At 46.8% G+C, this 15,809-nt stretch carries 11 protein-coding genes and 1 riboswitch; of the genes, 3 read left to right on the forward strand and 8 right to left on the reverse strand.

All coding sequences use genetic code 11. The annotated features are described in order from the left end of the window. Positions 1-85: 85 nt before the first annotated feature. On the reverse strand, positions 86-955 hold the full coding sequence (locus NYE58_RS31425; protein ID WP_076219969.1) for a cation diffusion facilitator family transporter: 870 nt from the start codon (positions 953-955) through the stop codon (positions 86-88). Between the two features lie 133 nt (positions 956-1,088). Between NYE58_RS31425 and NYE58_RS31430 the strand changes: the two genes are divergently transcribed. After that, entirely contained in the window at positions 1,089-1,274 is a 186-nt protein-coding gene (locus NYE58_RS31430) for a hypothetical protein (RefSeq protein WP_036680230.1), read from the forward strand. A 324-nt stretch (positions 1,275-1,598) separates the two neighbouring features. Here the strand turns inward: NYE58_RS31430 and NYE58_RS31435 are convergent, their stop codons facing one another. Together NYE58_RS31435 and NYE58_RS31440 are read right to left on the reverse strand one after the other, a co-directional pair. Beyond that, positions 1,599-3,224, reverse strand: coding sequence for an ABC-F family ATP-binding cassette domain-containing protein (locus NYE58_RS31435; protein ID WP_036680232.1), 1,626 nt, complete (start codon positions 3,222-3,224; stop codon positions 1,599-1,601). Positions 3,225-3,379: 155 nt separating this feature from the next. Continuing rightward, the gene (locus tag NYE58_RS31440; RefSeq protein WP_341003851.1) at positions 3,380-4,345 is read right to left on the reverse strand and encodes an MBL fold metallo-hydrolase; all 966 of its coding nucleotides are present in this window, start codon (positions 4,343-4,345) and stop codon (positions 3,380-3,382) included. A 223-nt stretch (positions 4,346-4,568) separates the two neighbouring features. On the opposite strand from NYE58_RS31440, the gene NYE58_RS31445 reads away from it, so the two are divergent. Both NYE58_RS31445 and NYE58_RS31450 read left to right on the forward strand, forming a co-directional pair. Further along, a complete protein-coding gene (locus NYE58_RS31445; protein ID WP_076128692.1) occupies positions 4,569-5,705 on the forward strand; it encodes a virulence factor in 1,137 nt (378 codons plus the stop codon). Between the two features lie 101 nt (positions 5,706-5,806). Further along, a riboswitch (Lysine riboswitch) is annotated at positions 5,807-6,012 on the forward strand. Between the two features lie 199 nt (positions 6,013-6,211). Further along, positions 6,212-7,693 carry an amino acid permease gene (locus NYE58_RS31450; protein WP_076219968.1) on the forward strand — a complete coding sequence of 494 codons (1,482 nt, stop codon included), beginning with the start codon at positions 6,212-6,214 and terminating at the stop codon, positions 7,691-7,693. Positions 7,694-7,802: 109 nt separating this feature from the next. Here NYE58_RS31450 and NYE58_RS31455 read toward each other — a convergent pair whose 3' ends face one another. From NYE58_RS31455 to NYE58_RS31475, 5 genes are all read right to left on the reverse strand, one after another. Then, positions 7,803-8,942 carry a transglutaminase domain-containing protein gene (locus NYE58_RS31455; RefSeq protein ID WP_076219967.1) on the reverse strand — a complete coding sequence of 380 codons (1,140 nt, stop codon included), beginning with the start codon at positions 8,940-8,942 and terminating at the stop codon, positions 7,803-7,805. 139 nt (positions 8,943-9,081) lie between these two features. Then, positions 9,082-11,454, reverse strand: a complete 2,373-nt coding sequence (locus tag NYE58_RS31460) for a glycoside hydrolase family 95 protein (RefSeq protein WP_076277148.1) — start codon at positions 11,452-11,454, stop codon at positions 9,082-9,084. Between the two features lie 115 nt (positions 11,455-11,569). Continuing rightward, the gene (locus NYE58_RS31465) at positions 11,570-13,327 is read right to left on the reverse strand and encodes an ABC transporter substrate-binding protein (RefSeq protein ID WP_080742630.1); all 1,758 of its coding nucleotides are present in this window, start codon (positions 13,325-13,327) and stop codon (positions 11,570-11,572) included. Positions 13,328-13,468: 141 nt separating this feature from the next. Further along, positions 13,469-14,374 carry a carbohydrate ABC transporter permease gene (locus NYE58_RS31470; RefSeq protein ID WP_076128700.1) on the reverse strand — a complete coding sequence of 302 codons (906 nt, stop codon included), beginning with the start codon at positions 14,372-14,374 and terminating at the stop codon, positions 13,469-13,471. Positions 14,375-14,439: 65 nt separating this feature from the next. Then, complete coding sequence (locus NYE58_RS31475; RefSeq protein ID WP_076100584.1) at positions 14,440-15,420, reverse strand: ABC transporter permease; 981 nt, start codon at positions 15,418-15,420, stop codon at positions 14,440-14,442. Between the last annotated feature and the right edge of the window lie 389 nt (positions 15,421-15,809).

Raw genomic sequence — 15,809 nt, forward strand, 5'->3', positions numbered from 1 at the left:
TGCCACTTTATGGTAACACACAGGTCTAAAGTCTCGATTTCTCCTTGAATATGTGTTATTTTTCCTTAATATAGCATTTCGTGATTTATTTTTTAGGTTCCACGTGCACCTGCACATTCATAATATTATGCATTTTGCTCATTCTTTCTTCGATGGAATCACTTATTTCATGACCTTCCGTCACAGAAATATTCGCATCCACTTCCACTACAACATCCACATGCACATGATTACCATGAACCCGTGCCTTCACATCTTTAATATCTTCTACTCCCGGCGTTCGTGCAATCGTACTGCGTAGATCCATCAATTTATCTTGATCAAAGCCATCGGTAAGCCGATAGGTCGAATCACGAAAAATATCCCAAGCGGTCTTGGAGATAATGAGTCCGACAAGAACAGCTGCTGCGGAATCAATCCATGGCAAACCAAACTGTGCACCCACAATCCCAACTGCGGCTCCAACACTGACCATTGCATCCGAAAAATTATCCTTAGCCGCTGCCATAAGTGCTCCACTGTTAATTTGTTTGGCCAGTCTTTTGTTATATATGTATACCCCCATCATAGCTACTGCACATACAATAGCCACCCCTGCCGACCAGAGCTGCGGCGTTTCTTTTGTACGATCGAAAAAGGAACGCACCGCCTCCACAATCACTTGAAGGCCCACTACCGCCATGATAAAAGAAGCCAACAACGCCGCTACGGTCTCTGCCCGGAAGTGCCCATAAGCGTGGTCAGAGTCAGGTGGCTTCCGCGAAATCCGTAACCCCACCAGTACAGCTATGGATGCTACGATATCTGTTAAATTGTTGACCCCGTCCGCTACGAGTGCGCTGGATGCAAATAAATAACCACAAACCAGCTTGAATGATGATAGGATGAGGTAAGCCGCTATGCTCACCCAAGCTCCTCGTTCACCTTTACGTATATCTTCGTAAATATCAGTCATTCTTGGCTCCCCCTCTTTTCCCCGATTATTTAAAATACGGAAAAGAATTCTTTCAATTATTCTTGCCCTTGTGGCAGCATTTAAAAACAATTAGAATAAAGTGTAAGGACTTGCTTCGAAGGAGGTTATCATAATGAGCGAAAGCAACGATAAAGGAAAAATCAACTTAGCGGAAGCTATCCGTAAAAAACTGGAACAGAAGAAGCAACAATCTTCCTCCAAGCCTGGATCCACATTTCAGGCCGGTTCCGCCAAACCGCTAAAAAGCCAAAATAACAAAAAGCCTAACAACCAACGCCGTCGTACTGGCGGATCTTAGTATTTACTTATACTTAAACATAAACGGCTGCGAATCCCTCGGGGAAACGCAGCCGTTTATACGTTCGTCCTGCCTGATAGGATGGATTAGAACTCTTCAAATTCATAATTGCTTCTCTTTAATGTACGATTAGCCAGCTGAAAACATGCGCTTTGGGAAACCTTAAGGGCTAAAGACTCCTGTCTTGGAAACCCCGCATACACCCCGTAGAATTCTACTTGTTAATAACTTTTCAAAATTGAAATTATAAAGACAGCTACCCTGATCCTAAAAGGATTAGTGTAGCTGCTTCATGGATTCCTTCCGCATAGCGGAAATTAAATATTATACTTCTACAGGATACATGCGCTGGCGCATTTCCTTAATTTCTGGATTCTCCAAATATTCATCGTAGCTCATGGAGCGATCAATTACACCTGTAGGTGTAATCTCGATGATGCGGTTAGCAATGGTTTGGATGAACTGATGGTCATGGGAAGTGAATAGAATCGTGCCATCGAAATCGATCAGCCCGTTATTCAGTGCCGTGATGGATTCCAGATCCAAGTGATTGGTTGGTTCATCGAACACAAGCACGTTCGCGCCGTTGAGCATCATTTTGGCCAGCATACAGCGAACCTTCTCGCCCCCGGACAGCACACTTGCTTTCTTCAGTGCTTCTTCTCCGGCGAACAACATACGGCCCAAGAATCCACGCAGGAAAGTTTCGTCCTGATCTTTTGAATACTGGCGTAGCCATTCTACAAGATTCATTTCCACACCATCGAAATAGCTGGAGTTGTCTTTCGGGAAATACGCTTGAGTTGTAGTTACTCCCCATGTATATTCGCCCGCATCCGCTTCTTGCTCACCCATGATCACATCAAACAGCAGTGATTTAGGCTGGGAGTAAGGGCCTACAAAAGCAATCTTATCCCCTTTATTTACTACAAAGCTAATTTCATCAAGAAGCTTTTCACCTTCAACCGCTTTGGACAATCCGCTGACTGTCAGCAATTGTTTACCCGCTTCACGTTCTGGTTTGAAGTTAAGGAACGGATATTTACGGTTGGACGGACGAATGTCGTCCAGTGTAATTTTCTCAAGTTGCTTCTTACGTGATGTCGCTTGTTTAGACTTGGAAGCATTGGCCGAGAAACGCTGGATAAATGCCTGCAATTCCTTGATTTTATCTTCCTTCTTCTTGTTCGAATCACGCTGCAAAGCTTGCGCAAGCTGACTGGACTCATACCAGAAGTCGTAGTTGCCGACGTACATCTGGATTTTGCCAAAATCAATATCCGCAATATGCGTACATACTTTATTCAGGAAGTGACGGTCATGGGATACGACGATAACAGTACCTTCATAGTCCATGAGGAAGTTCTCTAACCAGCCAATAGATTCGAGATCCAAGTGGTTGGTAGGCTCATCTAGCAGCAGGTTATTTGGACGGCCAAACAAGGCTTGCGCCAAGAGTACCCGTACCTTTTCATTGCCGCTCAGTTCGGCCATTTTTTTGTCATGCAGTTCACGCATAATTCCGAGACCAATCAGCATGGCAGCTGCATCTGGCTCAGCATCCCAGCCGTTAAGCTCAGCGAACTCACCTTCAAGCTCTCCTGCACGCAGGCCATCCGCTTCTGTGAAATCGGACTTCGCATAAAGCGCGTCCTTTTCTTTCATAATTTCATAAAGACGTGTATGACCCATAATTACGGTCTCAAGTACTGGGAATTCATCATACTCAAAATGGTTCTGTTTGAGTACTGCGAGACGTTCGCCCGGTGTAACATGTACCTCACCGGTATTTGCTTCGATCTCACCAGACAGAATTTTCAGAAAGGTTGATTTACCGGCACCATTGGCACCAATCAAACCGTAGCAGTTACCAGGGGTGAATTTTATGTTTACATCTTCAAAGAGAGCGCGTTTTCCGTAGCGGAGTGTTACGCCGCTTGTGCTAATCATTACGCATTACCATCCTTTTCACTTAGGGTTTCGGCTCATTATAGCATAAATAGAGAGCAAAAAGCCCGTAAAATAGCCTTTTCAGCTGTTCTCTCCAATACTAAAGTTATTCCAGCTGCTGTACAGAGGTCGCCAGTTAGGAGGAATTTTTTCAATTATTGTCCAGTTATGCGATTCTCGGGTTGTATAATAAGCGTTTCGCCATAGCTGAGCGTACGGATTCGTTCTTCAGAAATACCCTGTTTAAGCCGGGCACTTTCCATCCGATCCAGCGCTTCCCGGGCCGTATCATCAGCAAGTCTATAGGTGCCGTAATGCATCGGAATCATGGTCTCCGCTCCAACATCTACAAATGCTTGTATAGCCTCTTCAGGGGTTACATGCTGCGAGGTCATGAACCACTCCGGTTCATAAGCTCCAATCGGCATGAGTGCAACATGAAGCTTATAGCGGCTCCCAATCTCCTTAAAACCCGGAAAATAACCGCTATCTCCTGCGAAATACAGGTTAGGAGGCAGCTTGTCGCTATCCGATTCGATCGGCTGCAGAATGTATCCTCCCCAATGAGAAGTATTCGTGTCCCAAGGCGTTCTCCGCGTCCAGTGCTGAGTCGGCACGAAGGTAAGCTTAATTTTACCTAGCGTATTTTCCTGCCACCATTCCATTTCTATGCAGTTATGAAATCCTTTGCGGAGCATCTTTCGTTTCAAGCCTATAGGAACAACAAGGGTTGTCCCTGCTCTATATAATTTACGGATAGAAGCCATATGCAAGTGGTCATAATGAGAGTGCGAGATCAGAATCAGGTCAATGGGAGGCACTTCGCTGAGCGGAATCCCGGGTTGCCCTAATCTTTTTTCAAAGCCTAGTCTTCTCGCCCAAATTGGATCAGTAATGATATTCATCCCTTCATATTGAAGGAAAAACGTTGAATGCCCAATCCACGTAATGGTGGTCTCCAGGCGATTCTCCGCCAGATAAGCTAACCTCGGCGGCGTACTTGGCACTACATATGAATAATCTTTTTTCTTCCGTCGACGTTCCTCCCCCCACTTACGAAACTCTTTAAGTGTTTTATCGGTACTCACATTGTCGAGGTTATTGTAGCGAAATTTAGCCATAGAGCACCTCATCTTTAGAAGTTTGCCGAGCATGCTTTACTTTAGCGAATATAATACAACTATATTGAACGGCAGAGTATTTTGCAAAATATACAAGTTACTTGGTAATGGTGCGCCCTTTTTCCGCAAAATATCTAAGTACCCTTTTGTGTTTCACGCCAGAAATGAGATAATATGTGTATAAAGTATGGCGGTGCATATACCGTTCAAGGGGGAGCTACGTATGAAGATTACTTTTATTGAACCGACTCCAAGTCCAAATACGATGAAGCTTCATTTGGACGAAAGTCTGGAACCTGGAATTCGCAGAACCTATACACCAGAAAGTGAACGTTCCGCACCTGCCTGGGCACGCGAAATGTTAACGATACCGGGCGTTATTAGCATCTATCATGCTGCTGACTTTGCAGCGCTCGAACGCAAGGGCAATGCGGATTGGGCAGCGATTCTAAGAGAAGTTCAGAACCGCTTCGGCAACAGCGAAGGCTTAAATGACGATTGGAATCTTGCCGATGAGAACGCTGGCGCTCATTTCGGCGAAGCTCAAGTCTTCGTCCAGATGTTCCGCGGAATTCCGCTGCAAATCCGCGTTAAGACCGGCGCGAATGAAGAGCGCATCTCCTTAGCAAACCGCTTCACGAAGGCGGTTATGGATGTGGCTAGCGCCGTGATGATTAAAGAGCGTAAGCTCACTGATTACGGCGTGCGTTATGGCGAGCCCGCGGAGATTGCACGCGAGGTGGAGCAAGAGGTCGAAGCGGCGTATCCGCAGGAACGCCTCGACTCTCTCGTGCAGCAAGCCATTGCGCACGGCGCCGAAGGCGAGTTCGTCGAGCAGAGACGAACCCGCAGTCAGGATGAGCTGCTGCGAGACCTGAAGCATGAGGATTGGCGCGTGCGTTACGCCGCGCTGGAGGATCTTACGCCGACGGCGGAGCTCCTGCCGGAGCTTAAGGCGGCGCTGCACGATCCCAAGCTGCATATTCGCAGGCTTGCGGTCGTGTATCTAGGCGACCTTCGCACGCCCGAAGCGATGGAGCTGCTCTATGAGGCGATGGCAGACAGCGCGCCAGCCGTGAGACGTACGGCAGGCGATACGCTGTCCGACATCGGCGATCCTGCCGCCACGCCAGTGATGACGGCAGCACTGACAGATAAGAGCAAGCTTGTCCGCTGGCGCGCAGCTCGTTTCCTCTATGAGGTGGGCACATCCGATGCCCAAGAAGCGCTGTCAGTTGCGGCGGAAGATCCGGAATTCGAGGTTGGACTTCAGGCCAAAATGGCTTTGGAACGTATCGCTTCCGGTGAAGCAGCGGCGGGTACCGTTTGGCAGCAAATGTCAGAGCGTCGTCGCAGCTAACATTCCCTACCGGATTTTGTCATTGCTTGACTTGCGAACTTGCTTTATACTAATTCCTGTTGTTTATAAATGAATGAAGTAAAGATAGCCTCGTCATACTAAGATGAGGTAGAGGTCGCGGATATAAAGAGTACGCGCGTGGAGACGTTAGAGCCGTCTATGAATCGCGTCGAAAGGAATATCTGCCGAAGTCTGCACTGTCGCTCTTACAGCGGTGCAGGCTGGGGCCGTTGCCGAAAGGTACGGAACTGTCACATTGTATAACCTGCATAAGCAGCAGGTCATAATGTGTTGCGCTATCTTCACAGGGAGTATGATGCGGAGCTGTATAGATGGAAACCGCAGATATAGTCTGCGGTTTCTTTGCGTTTACAGAATTTGTATATTTAGTGTTTGTCCATAACCTTATGGAGACCACCAAATACACTCTCCCGCTCTGCGGGAGGAAGCAGCTCAGCACTCCCCGTTCATGAATTGAAAGATTAGATCATAAGGAGTGTCAAATCATGCAGGGCAAGCAGCAAAATCTAGCACAAGGCAACGTAAGTAACCCGCCTGAGCTAAAAAAATCATTTAAAGCAAGGCATTTGACCATGATTGCGCTTGGAGGATCTATTGGTACTGGACTCTTCCTGGCCAGTGGTGGCGCTATCGCTTCAGCCGGACCCGGTGGAGCACTTCTAGCCTATACGGCTGTTGGTGTTATGGTTTATTTCCTCATGACCAGTCTGGGAGAGCTCGCTACCTATTTGCCGGATTCGGGCTCATTCAGCACTTACGGCACGCGTTTCGTCAGCCCCGCTTTTGGGTTCGCCATCGGCTGGAACTTCTGGTATAACTGGGCGGTTACGATTGCAGCAGAATTGTCTGCCGCCACCGTCATTATTAAATATTGGTTCCCGGACAGTCCCTCCTTTCTCTGGAGTCTCGTGTTCCTGCTGCTGATGTTCGGTCTTAATTTCCTATCTGCTCGTGGATACGGAGAATCAGAATATTGGTTTGCCATTATCAAAATTATTACTGTTATCGCCTTCCTTATTGTCGGAGTTTTGATGATTTTCGGAATCATGGGCGGAAAAGCCGTAGGCTTCAGCAATTTCCAGATCGGGGGCAGCTCGTTCCACGGTGGCTTCTTCGCTTTCGTCGGTGTCTTTATGGCTGCGGGATTCTCCTTCCAAGGCACCGAGCTAATCGGTGTTGCAGCAGGTGAGAGTGAGAACCCTCGCCGTAACGTACCTATTGCTATTCGCCAAGTCTTCTGGCGTATATTAATCTTTTATATCCTCGCTATACTAGTAATCGGAATGCTGATTCCTTACACGAATCCAGATCTGCTGCGCGGTGGTATTGATGATATCGGAGTCAGTCCGTTTACGATCGTATTTAATAAAGCAGGACTTGCTATTGCCGCATCCGTCATGAATGCTGTCATTCTCAGCTCCGTATTGTCAGCCGGGAACTCGGGAATGTACGCCTCCACCCGCGTCCTGTACGCTATGGCTAAGGATGGAATGGCTCCACGTGCTCTAGGCAAGCTTAATCGCCGCGGTGTTCCTGTTGGTGCTTTGCTCGTGACCACAGCCGTTGGTATGTTAGCCTTTTTAGCATCATTCTTTGGTGATGGTGCTGTATACAACTGGTTGCTTAATGCTTCCGGTATGTGTGGATTTATTAACTGGCTCGGCATCGCTGTCTGCCATTATCGTTTCAGACGCGCCTTTATAGCTCAAGGTCATTCCCTTGATGAGCTGCCTTACCGGGCTAGATGGTTCCCGTTTGGGCCTATATTTGCCTTAGTACTTTGTACGGTAGCCATCCTTGGCCAGAATATGGGTGCCTTCTCAGGTGGAAACATCGACTGGTACGGTATTGCCGTTTCCTATATCAGCCTGCCATTATTCGTCTTGATTTGGGCCGGCTATCGCTTCTTCCGCAAGAGTAATATTATTCCTTTGGAAAAATGCGATCTTAGTACTCACCCAGAATAAACTGACTCCGCAAAAAAGGGATATCTAGAAGCCTGAAAGGCTGCAGGATATCCCTTTTTATATAAATCAATCTAGTATATTCAACTCCTGATTTTACTTAGCCCTTTGCCTATTCCCAAATCACATACACTTTTAGATCACCCGTATTATCAAAAGAAGTGCTAGAATAAGACACTTCCTCTAGTCCAAGTTTATATAACTCCTGTAGATCATTCTTCAACTGGGTTCCACTACCGTGATAACGGAATAATAAAGATCCCTCTCCTGAAGCGACAGCCTTATTCGCCAGCTGAATTAAATCTGCTGCTGAACGTACAATCCGTTCCTCGGCATACAGCTCATAATTAAGGTCCTTCTGAAGCTGCTTATACACCCCGGCGCTCTGTCCTCCACGCTCTACAAGTGCTGACAAGGTCTTATAATAGGCAACCGAAGCTGCCGGATAAGACTTCGTCCAGCTATGGTCCTGACGCATTTGTGCATCCGTCTTCAAGTAATACGCGGTGCTTACCACGCCGGCTTTATCAGGTGTCGGGTCATCCCAAGTTGTGTCGAGATGATACCATCTCCCTTCGAGCAGCACTAGATTCCAAGCATGAGACTGGCTGCGTCCTCCCGGCTGTTTTGCAGTGCCCTCGACGATTTTATTACTGAATCCCGCTTCCTTGAGCAGCTTATAGGTCAACAGCGAATACCCTTGGCAAACGGCACTGCCACTCTTCAGGCCTTCATAAGCCGTATATTTACGATAAGAGGTATCATACTTCAGACGCAGCACCACCCAGTCGTGGATAGCCTTAACCTTCTGATGATTATTCATGCCCGGTGTAATGATCTTCTTGAGCGTTGCCTTTACTTCTTTGTTCACAAAAGCGGTCTGCTCCAGCGTTTCCAAGTATTTCACTTCTACCGTAACCTTTACAGAACTTTTGCTCCCTCGATAAGTGTATCCGTAGCTGTCTATGATGTAATACAAATAGGGATCGCTATTCATCGCTTGATCTAGACCCGTTTGTATCTGTGTTTTTAAATTCGAGGTTTTCCCCTCATAAGTAAAAGTGATAGTCTCTCTACGATTATTCATCGCACCGGTTAGCTTCTGGGCAATTTCACTCACAGAACGAACGGTCGGTGAAGTCGTGGCCGCATAAGCATGCCCCCAGGTCCAATACAATGTCGGGGGAATGGCTGCGCAAATAATCACTCCTCCAAGAATGACTTTTGCCAACGTGAAGCGTTTTTTCCACATAATTATTCTGATCCTCCGGCTCCTACAGACTTATTCAAAACCCTCCATTTAATAGATAATGAAGACTTGGGCAAAAAAAGACTGTTCTCTGTAGAATAATTCTACTCTGAGAACAGCCTCTAAGCCAGATCAATATGAATTATTTCTTTAGGGGTGTAATGATATAAGTCTCTCCTATTACTGTTTCAAATTCCAGCCCCGCTCCTTCAATCTGTGTACCATCCGGTTTTTGAATGAGCAAAGGCTGGTGTTGAACAATTCTGCAGGATCGGCCATGAGTCGAGGTAACCTCTGCCCTAGTTAAACAGCCCCCGCTCCATTCTATAGTCATGACAAAGCCACCACGTGCCACCAACCCTTTCACGCTGCCTTCAGACCATTCCTCTGGAAGAGCAGGTAATAGTTCCAGACCCTCCTGATGACTCTGCAAAAGCATTTCTGCTATTCCGGCTGTAGTGCCGAAGTTTCCATCAATCTGAAACGGAGGATGATTTCCGAACAGGTTCGGCAAACTGGAATCTTGCAAAATGCGACGTAGACAGCTAACCGCACTCTCGCCATCCTTCAGACGCGCATAAAGATTAAGCAACCATGCTGCGCTCCAGCCTGTATGGCCACCTCCATGTTCTATGCGTTTCTTCAGTGTTAAGGCTGCCGCCTCCGCTAGCTCTGGTGTGGAGGAAGGGCTAATTACGTTCCCAGGGTACAGGTCATACAAATGAGAAACATGACGATGCCCAGGCTCTTGTTCAGCAAAATCCTCATTCCATTCGCGGACAGTTCCGTCCGGTGCGATCCCTTGGTGGGCAAGCTGTTTCTGTTTCTCTATAAGCTCCTGACGCAGCTCTACATCGGTATTTAAAATATCAGCAGCCTGAATGCAGTGCTTGAACAACTCAGCGATAAGCGATAAATCCATAGCTGAGCCAGCCGAGACACTGCATGGTGTGCCGTCAGCAGTCAGAAATACATTCTCTGGCGAGGTAGACAGACCTGTGGTCCATCTTCCATCAGGCAGCTCTACTAGCCAATCCAGACAAAACAATGCGGCTCCCTTTAATATGGGATAAGCTGTGCGCAAATAGTCCTCATCTGGACGAAAAGCGTAACGCTCCCATAGATGGCGAGAGAGCCATACCCCGCCCATCGGCCAAAAAGCCCACATCGCCTTACCGTCTGATGGAGAAGTCATCCGCCACAAATCGGTATTATGGTGTACTGTCCAGCCACGTGCGGCATAATGAATACTCGCTGTACGGCTGCCAGCCACGCTAAGCTCCGTGATAAAATCTATTAAAGGTTCATGGCATTCGCCCAATCCGCATAACTCGGCTGGCCAATAATTCATTTCGGTGTTTATATTTGTCGTATAATTGCTGTTCCATGGTGGCTGAATATAGGGATTCCAAATGCCCTGCAGATTCAGAGCTTGCGTCCCCGGCCGTGAGCCAGCAATCATCAGGTAGCGGCCATACTGGAACAGCAACGCTTCCAGTTCAGGATCTGCCTGTCCTTCGCGGTATTGTACCAGGCGCTCATCAGTCGGAAGCTCTCCTCGGGAAGCAGCAGATGCAAGCGTCAGCTCCACACGGTGGAACAAGGATTGATGATCCTCTAAGTGGCGCTGCTTAAGCTCTGCGTATCCTTTAGAGGCTGAAGCTAACTGCACTAGGCACAACTCCGCTGGCAGCTTGCCACCGCTTCCCGGCATCCGGTCATACCCGGCATAATCGGTTGCCGCAGCCAGACGAAGGGTAATGGAGTGCGCGCCAGAAATCAACAGCGAGCCGTTCTCCGCTACACAAGTCCCACCTTCCGTCTGGATCTCCATAACCGCAGCAAAACTTATGCCAAGCCCCTCTTCATATAATACGGCACGCGGGTGATCCCCTACGTAGTTATCAGCCACATGCGACGGGGCACGGCCAGTCATAATCAGCATGCCATCCGGAGTAATCTCCGAGTTGAAAGGATGTGGTGATGCCAGATCCGCCCAGAAATCTGGCAGAGTAGCTTGGCCCTCCCCCCCCTCAGCACGGATATGAAGAGCTATAATGTCATCCGGTCTGCTGGCCAATACTTCACGTACGATCCTTACACCACCGGCAGTATAGGTTACCGTAGCCAACGCCTGATCCAGATCAAGCTCTCTCCGGTAATCCTCTACAGGACCTGCAAAATTAAACTTCAATCGCAAATCTCCAAGCGGTTGATAGGATTCCGTCCGGCTGCCTAACATTTTGGCGTCCACCAGTGCTTCTGCTTCCTTGTATTTCCCCTCTGCAACTAGCTGTTTAGCTGGAGCCAAATGCCGCAGTGCCTCATAGTTGGCTTTATCCCGCGGGAAACCTGACCATAGAGTGTCTTCATTTAATTGAATCCGTTCTTCTTCGATTCCACCAAAGACCATGCCGCCCAGCCTGCCGTTACCTACGGGCAGCGCCTCTTCCCATACAGCCGCCGGCTGCTTGTACCATAACTCATGCCGTCCGGAGTTCTTGCTCTCTCCCATGTATATTCCTCCTGTCCTGTTATTACCGGTGAAAAGCAATCAGCGGGAGGCCCGGACTTTCGTTCGGACTTCCCGCCATCTTCATGCTTTTATTGGATTAGACGAAATTTAATAATTAATCATTCCAAAGTTTCACGCGTTGTTTAACCAGCTCTTCACGCAAATCTTCAGCTTTCGTTACACCAGCTTTATCAAGCTCAGCCATGTAAGCATCCCAAACTTTATCGAAATCAGCTGGTTTAGACAAGATTGCTTCTGGGATCCGTTTCCAACTGATATCCTTCAGCTTGTTGTCAAGAACGACAATTTCGCTATCCCCAGGAATCGTGATGTTCCATGCTGCGCCCCAAGGTTTAACTTTGAACTCATCTTCACTTGGGAAGAGGTCTTTCCAAGTTGTTGCTTTGTAAGCAGCAAGTGTTTCTTTTTCAACCGCATTGTAACCTACGGTTACTTGCTCAGGGAAACGAGTTGTGTAGTAGTTACCAGATGGATCCAATACACCGTCGCCATAGTGAGCGCTCAGCAATGCATAGTTTGATCCGACATTACCCAAACCAGTTTCTTTTTGGAAGTTGGTAGTGTCATTATATTTACGGTCGTTCACATCTTCAGGAATGACACGTTTGCCATCAACAACATTGTAGTGTTTGCCTTCAATACCCCAGTTAACCAATACTTGACCTTCGTCGGAAGCTAGGTAGTCCAGGAATTTAATTGCACGAACTGGATCTTTAGCATCTACGCTGATCCCAATTCCGTTACCACCCATGAAGCCTGTAGGCCAGAAGGAAGTTTCTTTGTACTCCTCAGACAAGGTTACAGGATAGTGTCCATAGCCTTGATCCAGCTTGCCTTCAGCTTTCAATGCTCTTTCTCCATCGCCATAACCCCAGTCTTGGTCAATCAAACCAATAACGCGGCCGGTAGCGATTTTAGCTTTGTACTGATCATACTTTTGAACGAAACTTTCTGGATCAAGCAATCCGATATCGTTCATGTGGTTGAGCCAGCGGAAATATTCTTTTTCAGCCGGACGACGGAAGTGATAAGTTACTTCTTGGGTGTCGATATCAATCGCATATTCACCATCGTCAGGAGAACCAGTAGTAATAAATGCTGGGTTAGTTACTGTAATGTACATGTACCAATCATCTGCATTCAGAGTCAGGCCGATGTTTTTGTTACCATTTTCATCGGTAGGATGTTTTTCCAGGTAAGCCTTGATTACGTTCTCATAATCTTGAACAGTTTTGATTGCAGGATATCCAGCTTCTTTAACAGCACGGTGCTGTAGTTCAAATCCGCCACCAGCATCAAAATATTTGTTGTCCACACCTGCATAGGTAGGGATGGCATAAATCGCATGATCATCGTCACTGTAACGTGAACGTTTCATGCCTTCTTCGCCCAATACTTTTTTGATATTCGGAGCATATTTTTCAATCAGGTCTGTTAGATCAAGCATTGCGCCTGCATCTACCAGCTTGCTGACATCAGTCTTAGCACTGATCAAATCCGGATATTCGCCGCTCGCTGCGATCAAGGCTACTTTTTGTTGAGGATCACCAACTGCATATTCAGCATTTAGGGTTACTCCCGTTTTTTCCGTAATCACTTTACCAACTTCATCTTGCATACCTGTCCAGTTCGGGTTAGGGTCTGCACTGAAGAAGGTCATCGTGAGCGGGGAAATATCCTCAGCCGCATTGGTCGCATTTCCAGCATTAGTTGCATTGCCGCCTGTATTTCCAGCTGCAGCATTACCATTGTTGCCATTGTTACCGCCGCAGCCTGCAAGCACACCGAGCAGCATAATAGAAGTGAGCGTTAATGCCGTAGCTTTGGCTTTTATCTTTCTATTACTTCCCATTAAATAAACCCTCCTTAAAATTGTTTATCTATCGTATCACAGGTGAAGACCTGTTAATACTTTACCCAGCTTGCCAAAAGAAAACGGATACACAATAGGTTTTAAGCATAGGGGAGACTAAGCTCCCCCGTTAAACTGTGATTAGCTCTTCACAGCACCAAGTGTCATACCTTTAACAAAATACTTCTGAATGAACGGATAAACCAACAGGATCGGTACGGTTACGACAATCGTAATCGCCATTTTGAGCGACTCCGGCGAGACCTGATTGGAAGCCAGCGAAGCAATGTTGGAGCGGTAGTCGCCTCCGTTACCACTGGTTGTGGTCTGTAGAACCTTCATCAATTCATATTGCAATGTGGTCAAGTTAGGGCTTGAACCATTGTACAGATAAGTATCAAACCAAGCATTCCATTGACCTACTGCTAGGAACAGCGCGATCGTTGCTAGCGCTGGCTTCATCAATGGCAGAATAACGCGGAAGTAGATAGTAAAGTCATTGGCTCCATCCAGCTTCGCCGATTCCTGCAGCGCATATGGCAGGCCGTCGATGAAGGAGCGGATAACGAAGACGTTAAAGGCACTAACCAGTCCAGGCAATACATAGACTGCAAAGCTGTTCATCATATGCAGATCCTTGATCAGCATATAGATTGGAATCATTCCTCCTGAGATATACATGGTCATTGCCAAGAATGTGGAGACAAACTTGCGACCTGCAAAGTCAGGGCGGCTGATCGTAAACGCCAGCATCGAGGCACTGATCAGTCCGAACAAAGTACCGATAATTGTCCGCAAAGCGGATATTTTAAACCCGGTGATTAATCCGGAGAAAGTGAAGATCTTTAGGTAATTGTCCCAGGTAAAATCCCGGGGATAGATGGTCACTCCACCGCGCACACTGTCCACTGAATCATTCAGTGAGATGGCAAGCACGTTCAAAAACGGATAAATCGTGATTACAACCACGAACAGTACTACAAAATATACAAAGAAATCAAAGATCCGGTCTGACCATGACTTTCCGGTGATAGCTGAATTTCCCACTGTAACGCTCTCCTTTCATGAAAAGGGCAATTTACTGCCACGATTGGGTAGAAGGGCCTTCTGTGCTACAGAAGGCTCTCTTTTGTTGTACGTTTGAAGATTCCATTAATCGTAAACAGTAGAATTACACTGATCACTGAGTTGAATATATTGATCGCAGTACCGTAGGAATATCTCGCCATGCCCAGTCCGTATTTCAGTGAATACAAGTCTAGCACTTGAGAATAGTCGGTAACGAGGTTGTTTCCGAGCAAGAATTGCTTCTCAAAGCCGATATTGAGCAAATTACCCACCGACATAATGAGTAGTACAGTAATTGTTGGGCGAATACCCGGAAGTGTAATATGCCATACCTGACGAAGCCTGCTGGCACCGTCTACCCGGGCCGCTTCGTACAATTCAGGCCCAATACCTGCGATAGCTGCAAGGTAGATGATGGCGTTCCATCCGGTCTCTTTCCAGACATCCGATAAGGTAACGATTCCCCAGAAGAGATGGCCCTGGGCCATAAACTGGATAGGTGCGTCTATGAATCCTATTCCTAACAAGATATCGTTTACAAGACCATTTTCACCAGATAACATTTTAGTTACAATCCCCGCTGCAACCACCCATGATACAAAGTGGGGCAAATACGAGACTGTTTGAGCAAATCTTTTAAAGAAGCCAAGACGCACTTCGTTGAGCAATATTGCAAACGTTATTGGAAAGATAAATCCTGCGACTAAGCCCATTCCACTCATCGCCAGCGTATTACGCAGCGCCAGAAGGAATTGCGAGTCACTGAACAGTGTCTTAAAGTGTTCAAAACCTACCCATTCTTGTTCAAAAAAACCACGTGCGGGCTTGTACTTTTGAAAAGCCATCGTCCAGCCCCATAATGGGAGATAACTGAAGACGAATGCCCAGATCACAAAAGGTATCGACATCATCCATAGGTACTTTTGATTCTTAAAGCTTCTCCAAAACCGTCCTCCTGAAGCAGGCTTTTTGTTGCGTGTTCGGGTATCCGGCGGGATTTGAGAAGTTACTGTGTCCGCTTTCATAAAGCCCCTCCTCTCTATGTCTATATTCTAAATCTCTGTAAGCGATTGCAGTACCCTATAAATTCGACCTAAAATCAGGTGAAAATTAGAGATTTAGAGCCCAAATAAAGCGGATACATCGTTGAAAACACTGAAAACAAACATGAATTTACTGAAAATAAAATTAAGTGAAATTATTTGATTTCATAAATCAATACGATACTTAATCCCCTGTCTATTTCACACAATTAATACTTCATCCCATAATTAAAAACGCCCCGAGCTAACGTTCTATGAGTGAACGTGGCCGGAAGCGAAGGCGCGGACTGAAATGACCTTATTTAAGCAAATTGCACATCTTATTGGGTTAGGCGGACTATAAAGACCTTATTCACTTAAAAAACCACCTT

The organism is Paenibacillus sp. FSL L8-0708, from assembly GCF_038009325.1.
Classification (GTDB): domain Bacteria; phylum Bacillota; class Bacilli; order Paenibacillales; family Paenibacillaceae; genus Paenibacillus_AQ; species Paenibacillus_AQ odorifer.

Excerpts from the sequence above, each read along its gene's own strand:
- NYE58_RS31450 (WP_076219968.1), top strand. The coding sequence starts at position 6,212 with ATGCAGGGCAAGCAGCAAAATCTAGCACAAGGCAACGTAAGTAACCCG.
- NYE58_RS31445 (WP_076128692.1), top strand. The coding sequence starts at position 4,569 with ATGAAGATTACTTTTATTGAACCGACTCCAAGTCCAAATACGATGAAG.
- NYE58_RS31430 (WP_036680230.1), top strand. The coding sequence starts at position 1,089 with ATGAGCGAAAGCAACGATAAAGGAAAAATCAACTTAGCGGAAGCTATC.
- NYE58_RS31460 (WP_076277148.1), bottom strand. The coding sequence starts at position 11,454 with ATGGGAGAGAGCAAGAACTCCGGACGGCATGAGTTATGGTACAAGCAG.
- NYE58_RS31475 (WP_076100584.1), bottom strand. The coding sequence starts at position 15,420 with ATGAAAGCGGACACAGTAACTTCTCAAATCCCGCCGGATACCCGAACA.
- NYE58_RS31465 (WP_080742630.1), bottom strand. The coding sequence starts at position 13,327 with ATGGGAAGTAATAGAAAGATAAAAGCCAAAGCTACGGCATTAACGCTC.
- NYE58_RS31455 (WP_076219967.1), bottom strand. The coding sequence starts at position 8,942 with ATGTGGAAAAAACGCTTCACGTTGGCAAAAGTCATTCTTGGAGGAGTG.
- NYE58_RS31440 (WP_341003851.1), bottom strand. The coding sequence starts at position 4,345 with ATGGCTAAATTTCGCTACAATAACCTCGACAATGTGAGTACCGATAAA.
- NYE58_RS31435 (WP_036680232.1), bottom strand. The coding sequence starts at position 3,224 with ATGATTAGCACAAGCGGCGTAACACTCCGCTACGGAAAACGCGCTCTC.
- NYE58_RS31425 (WP_076219969.1), bottom strand. The coding sequence starts at position 955 with ATGACTGATATTTACGAAGATATACGTAAAGGTGAACGAGGAGCTTGG.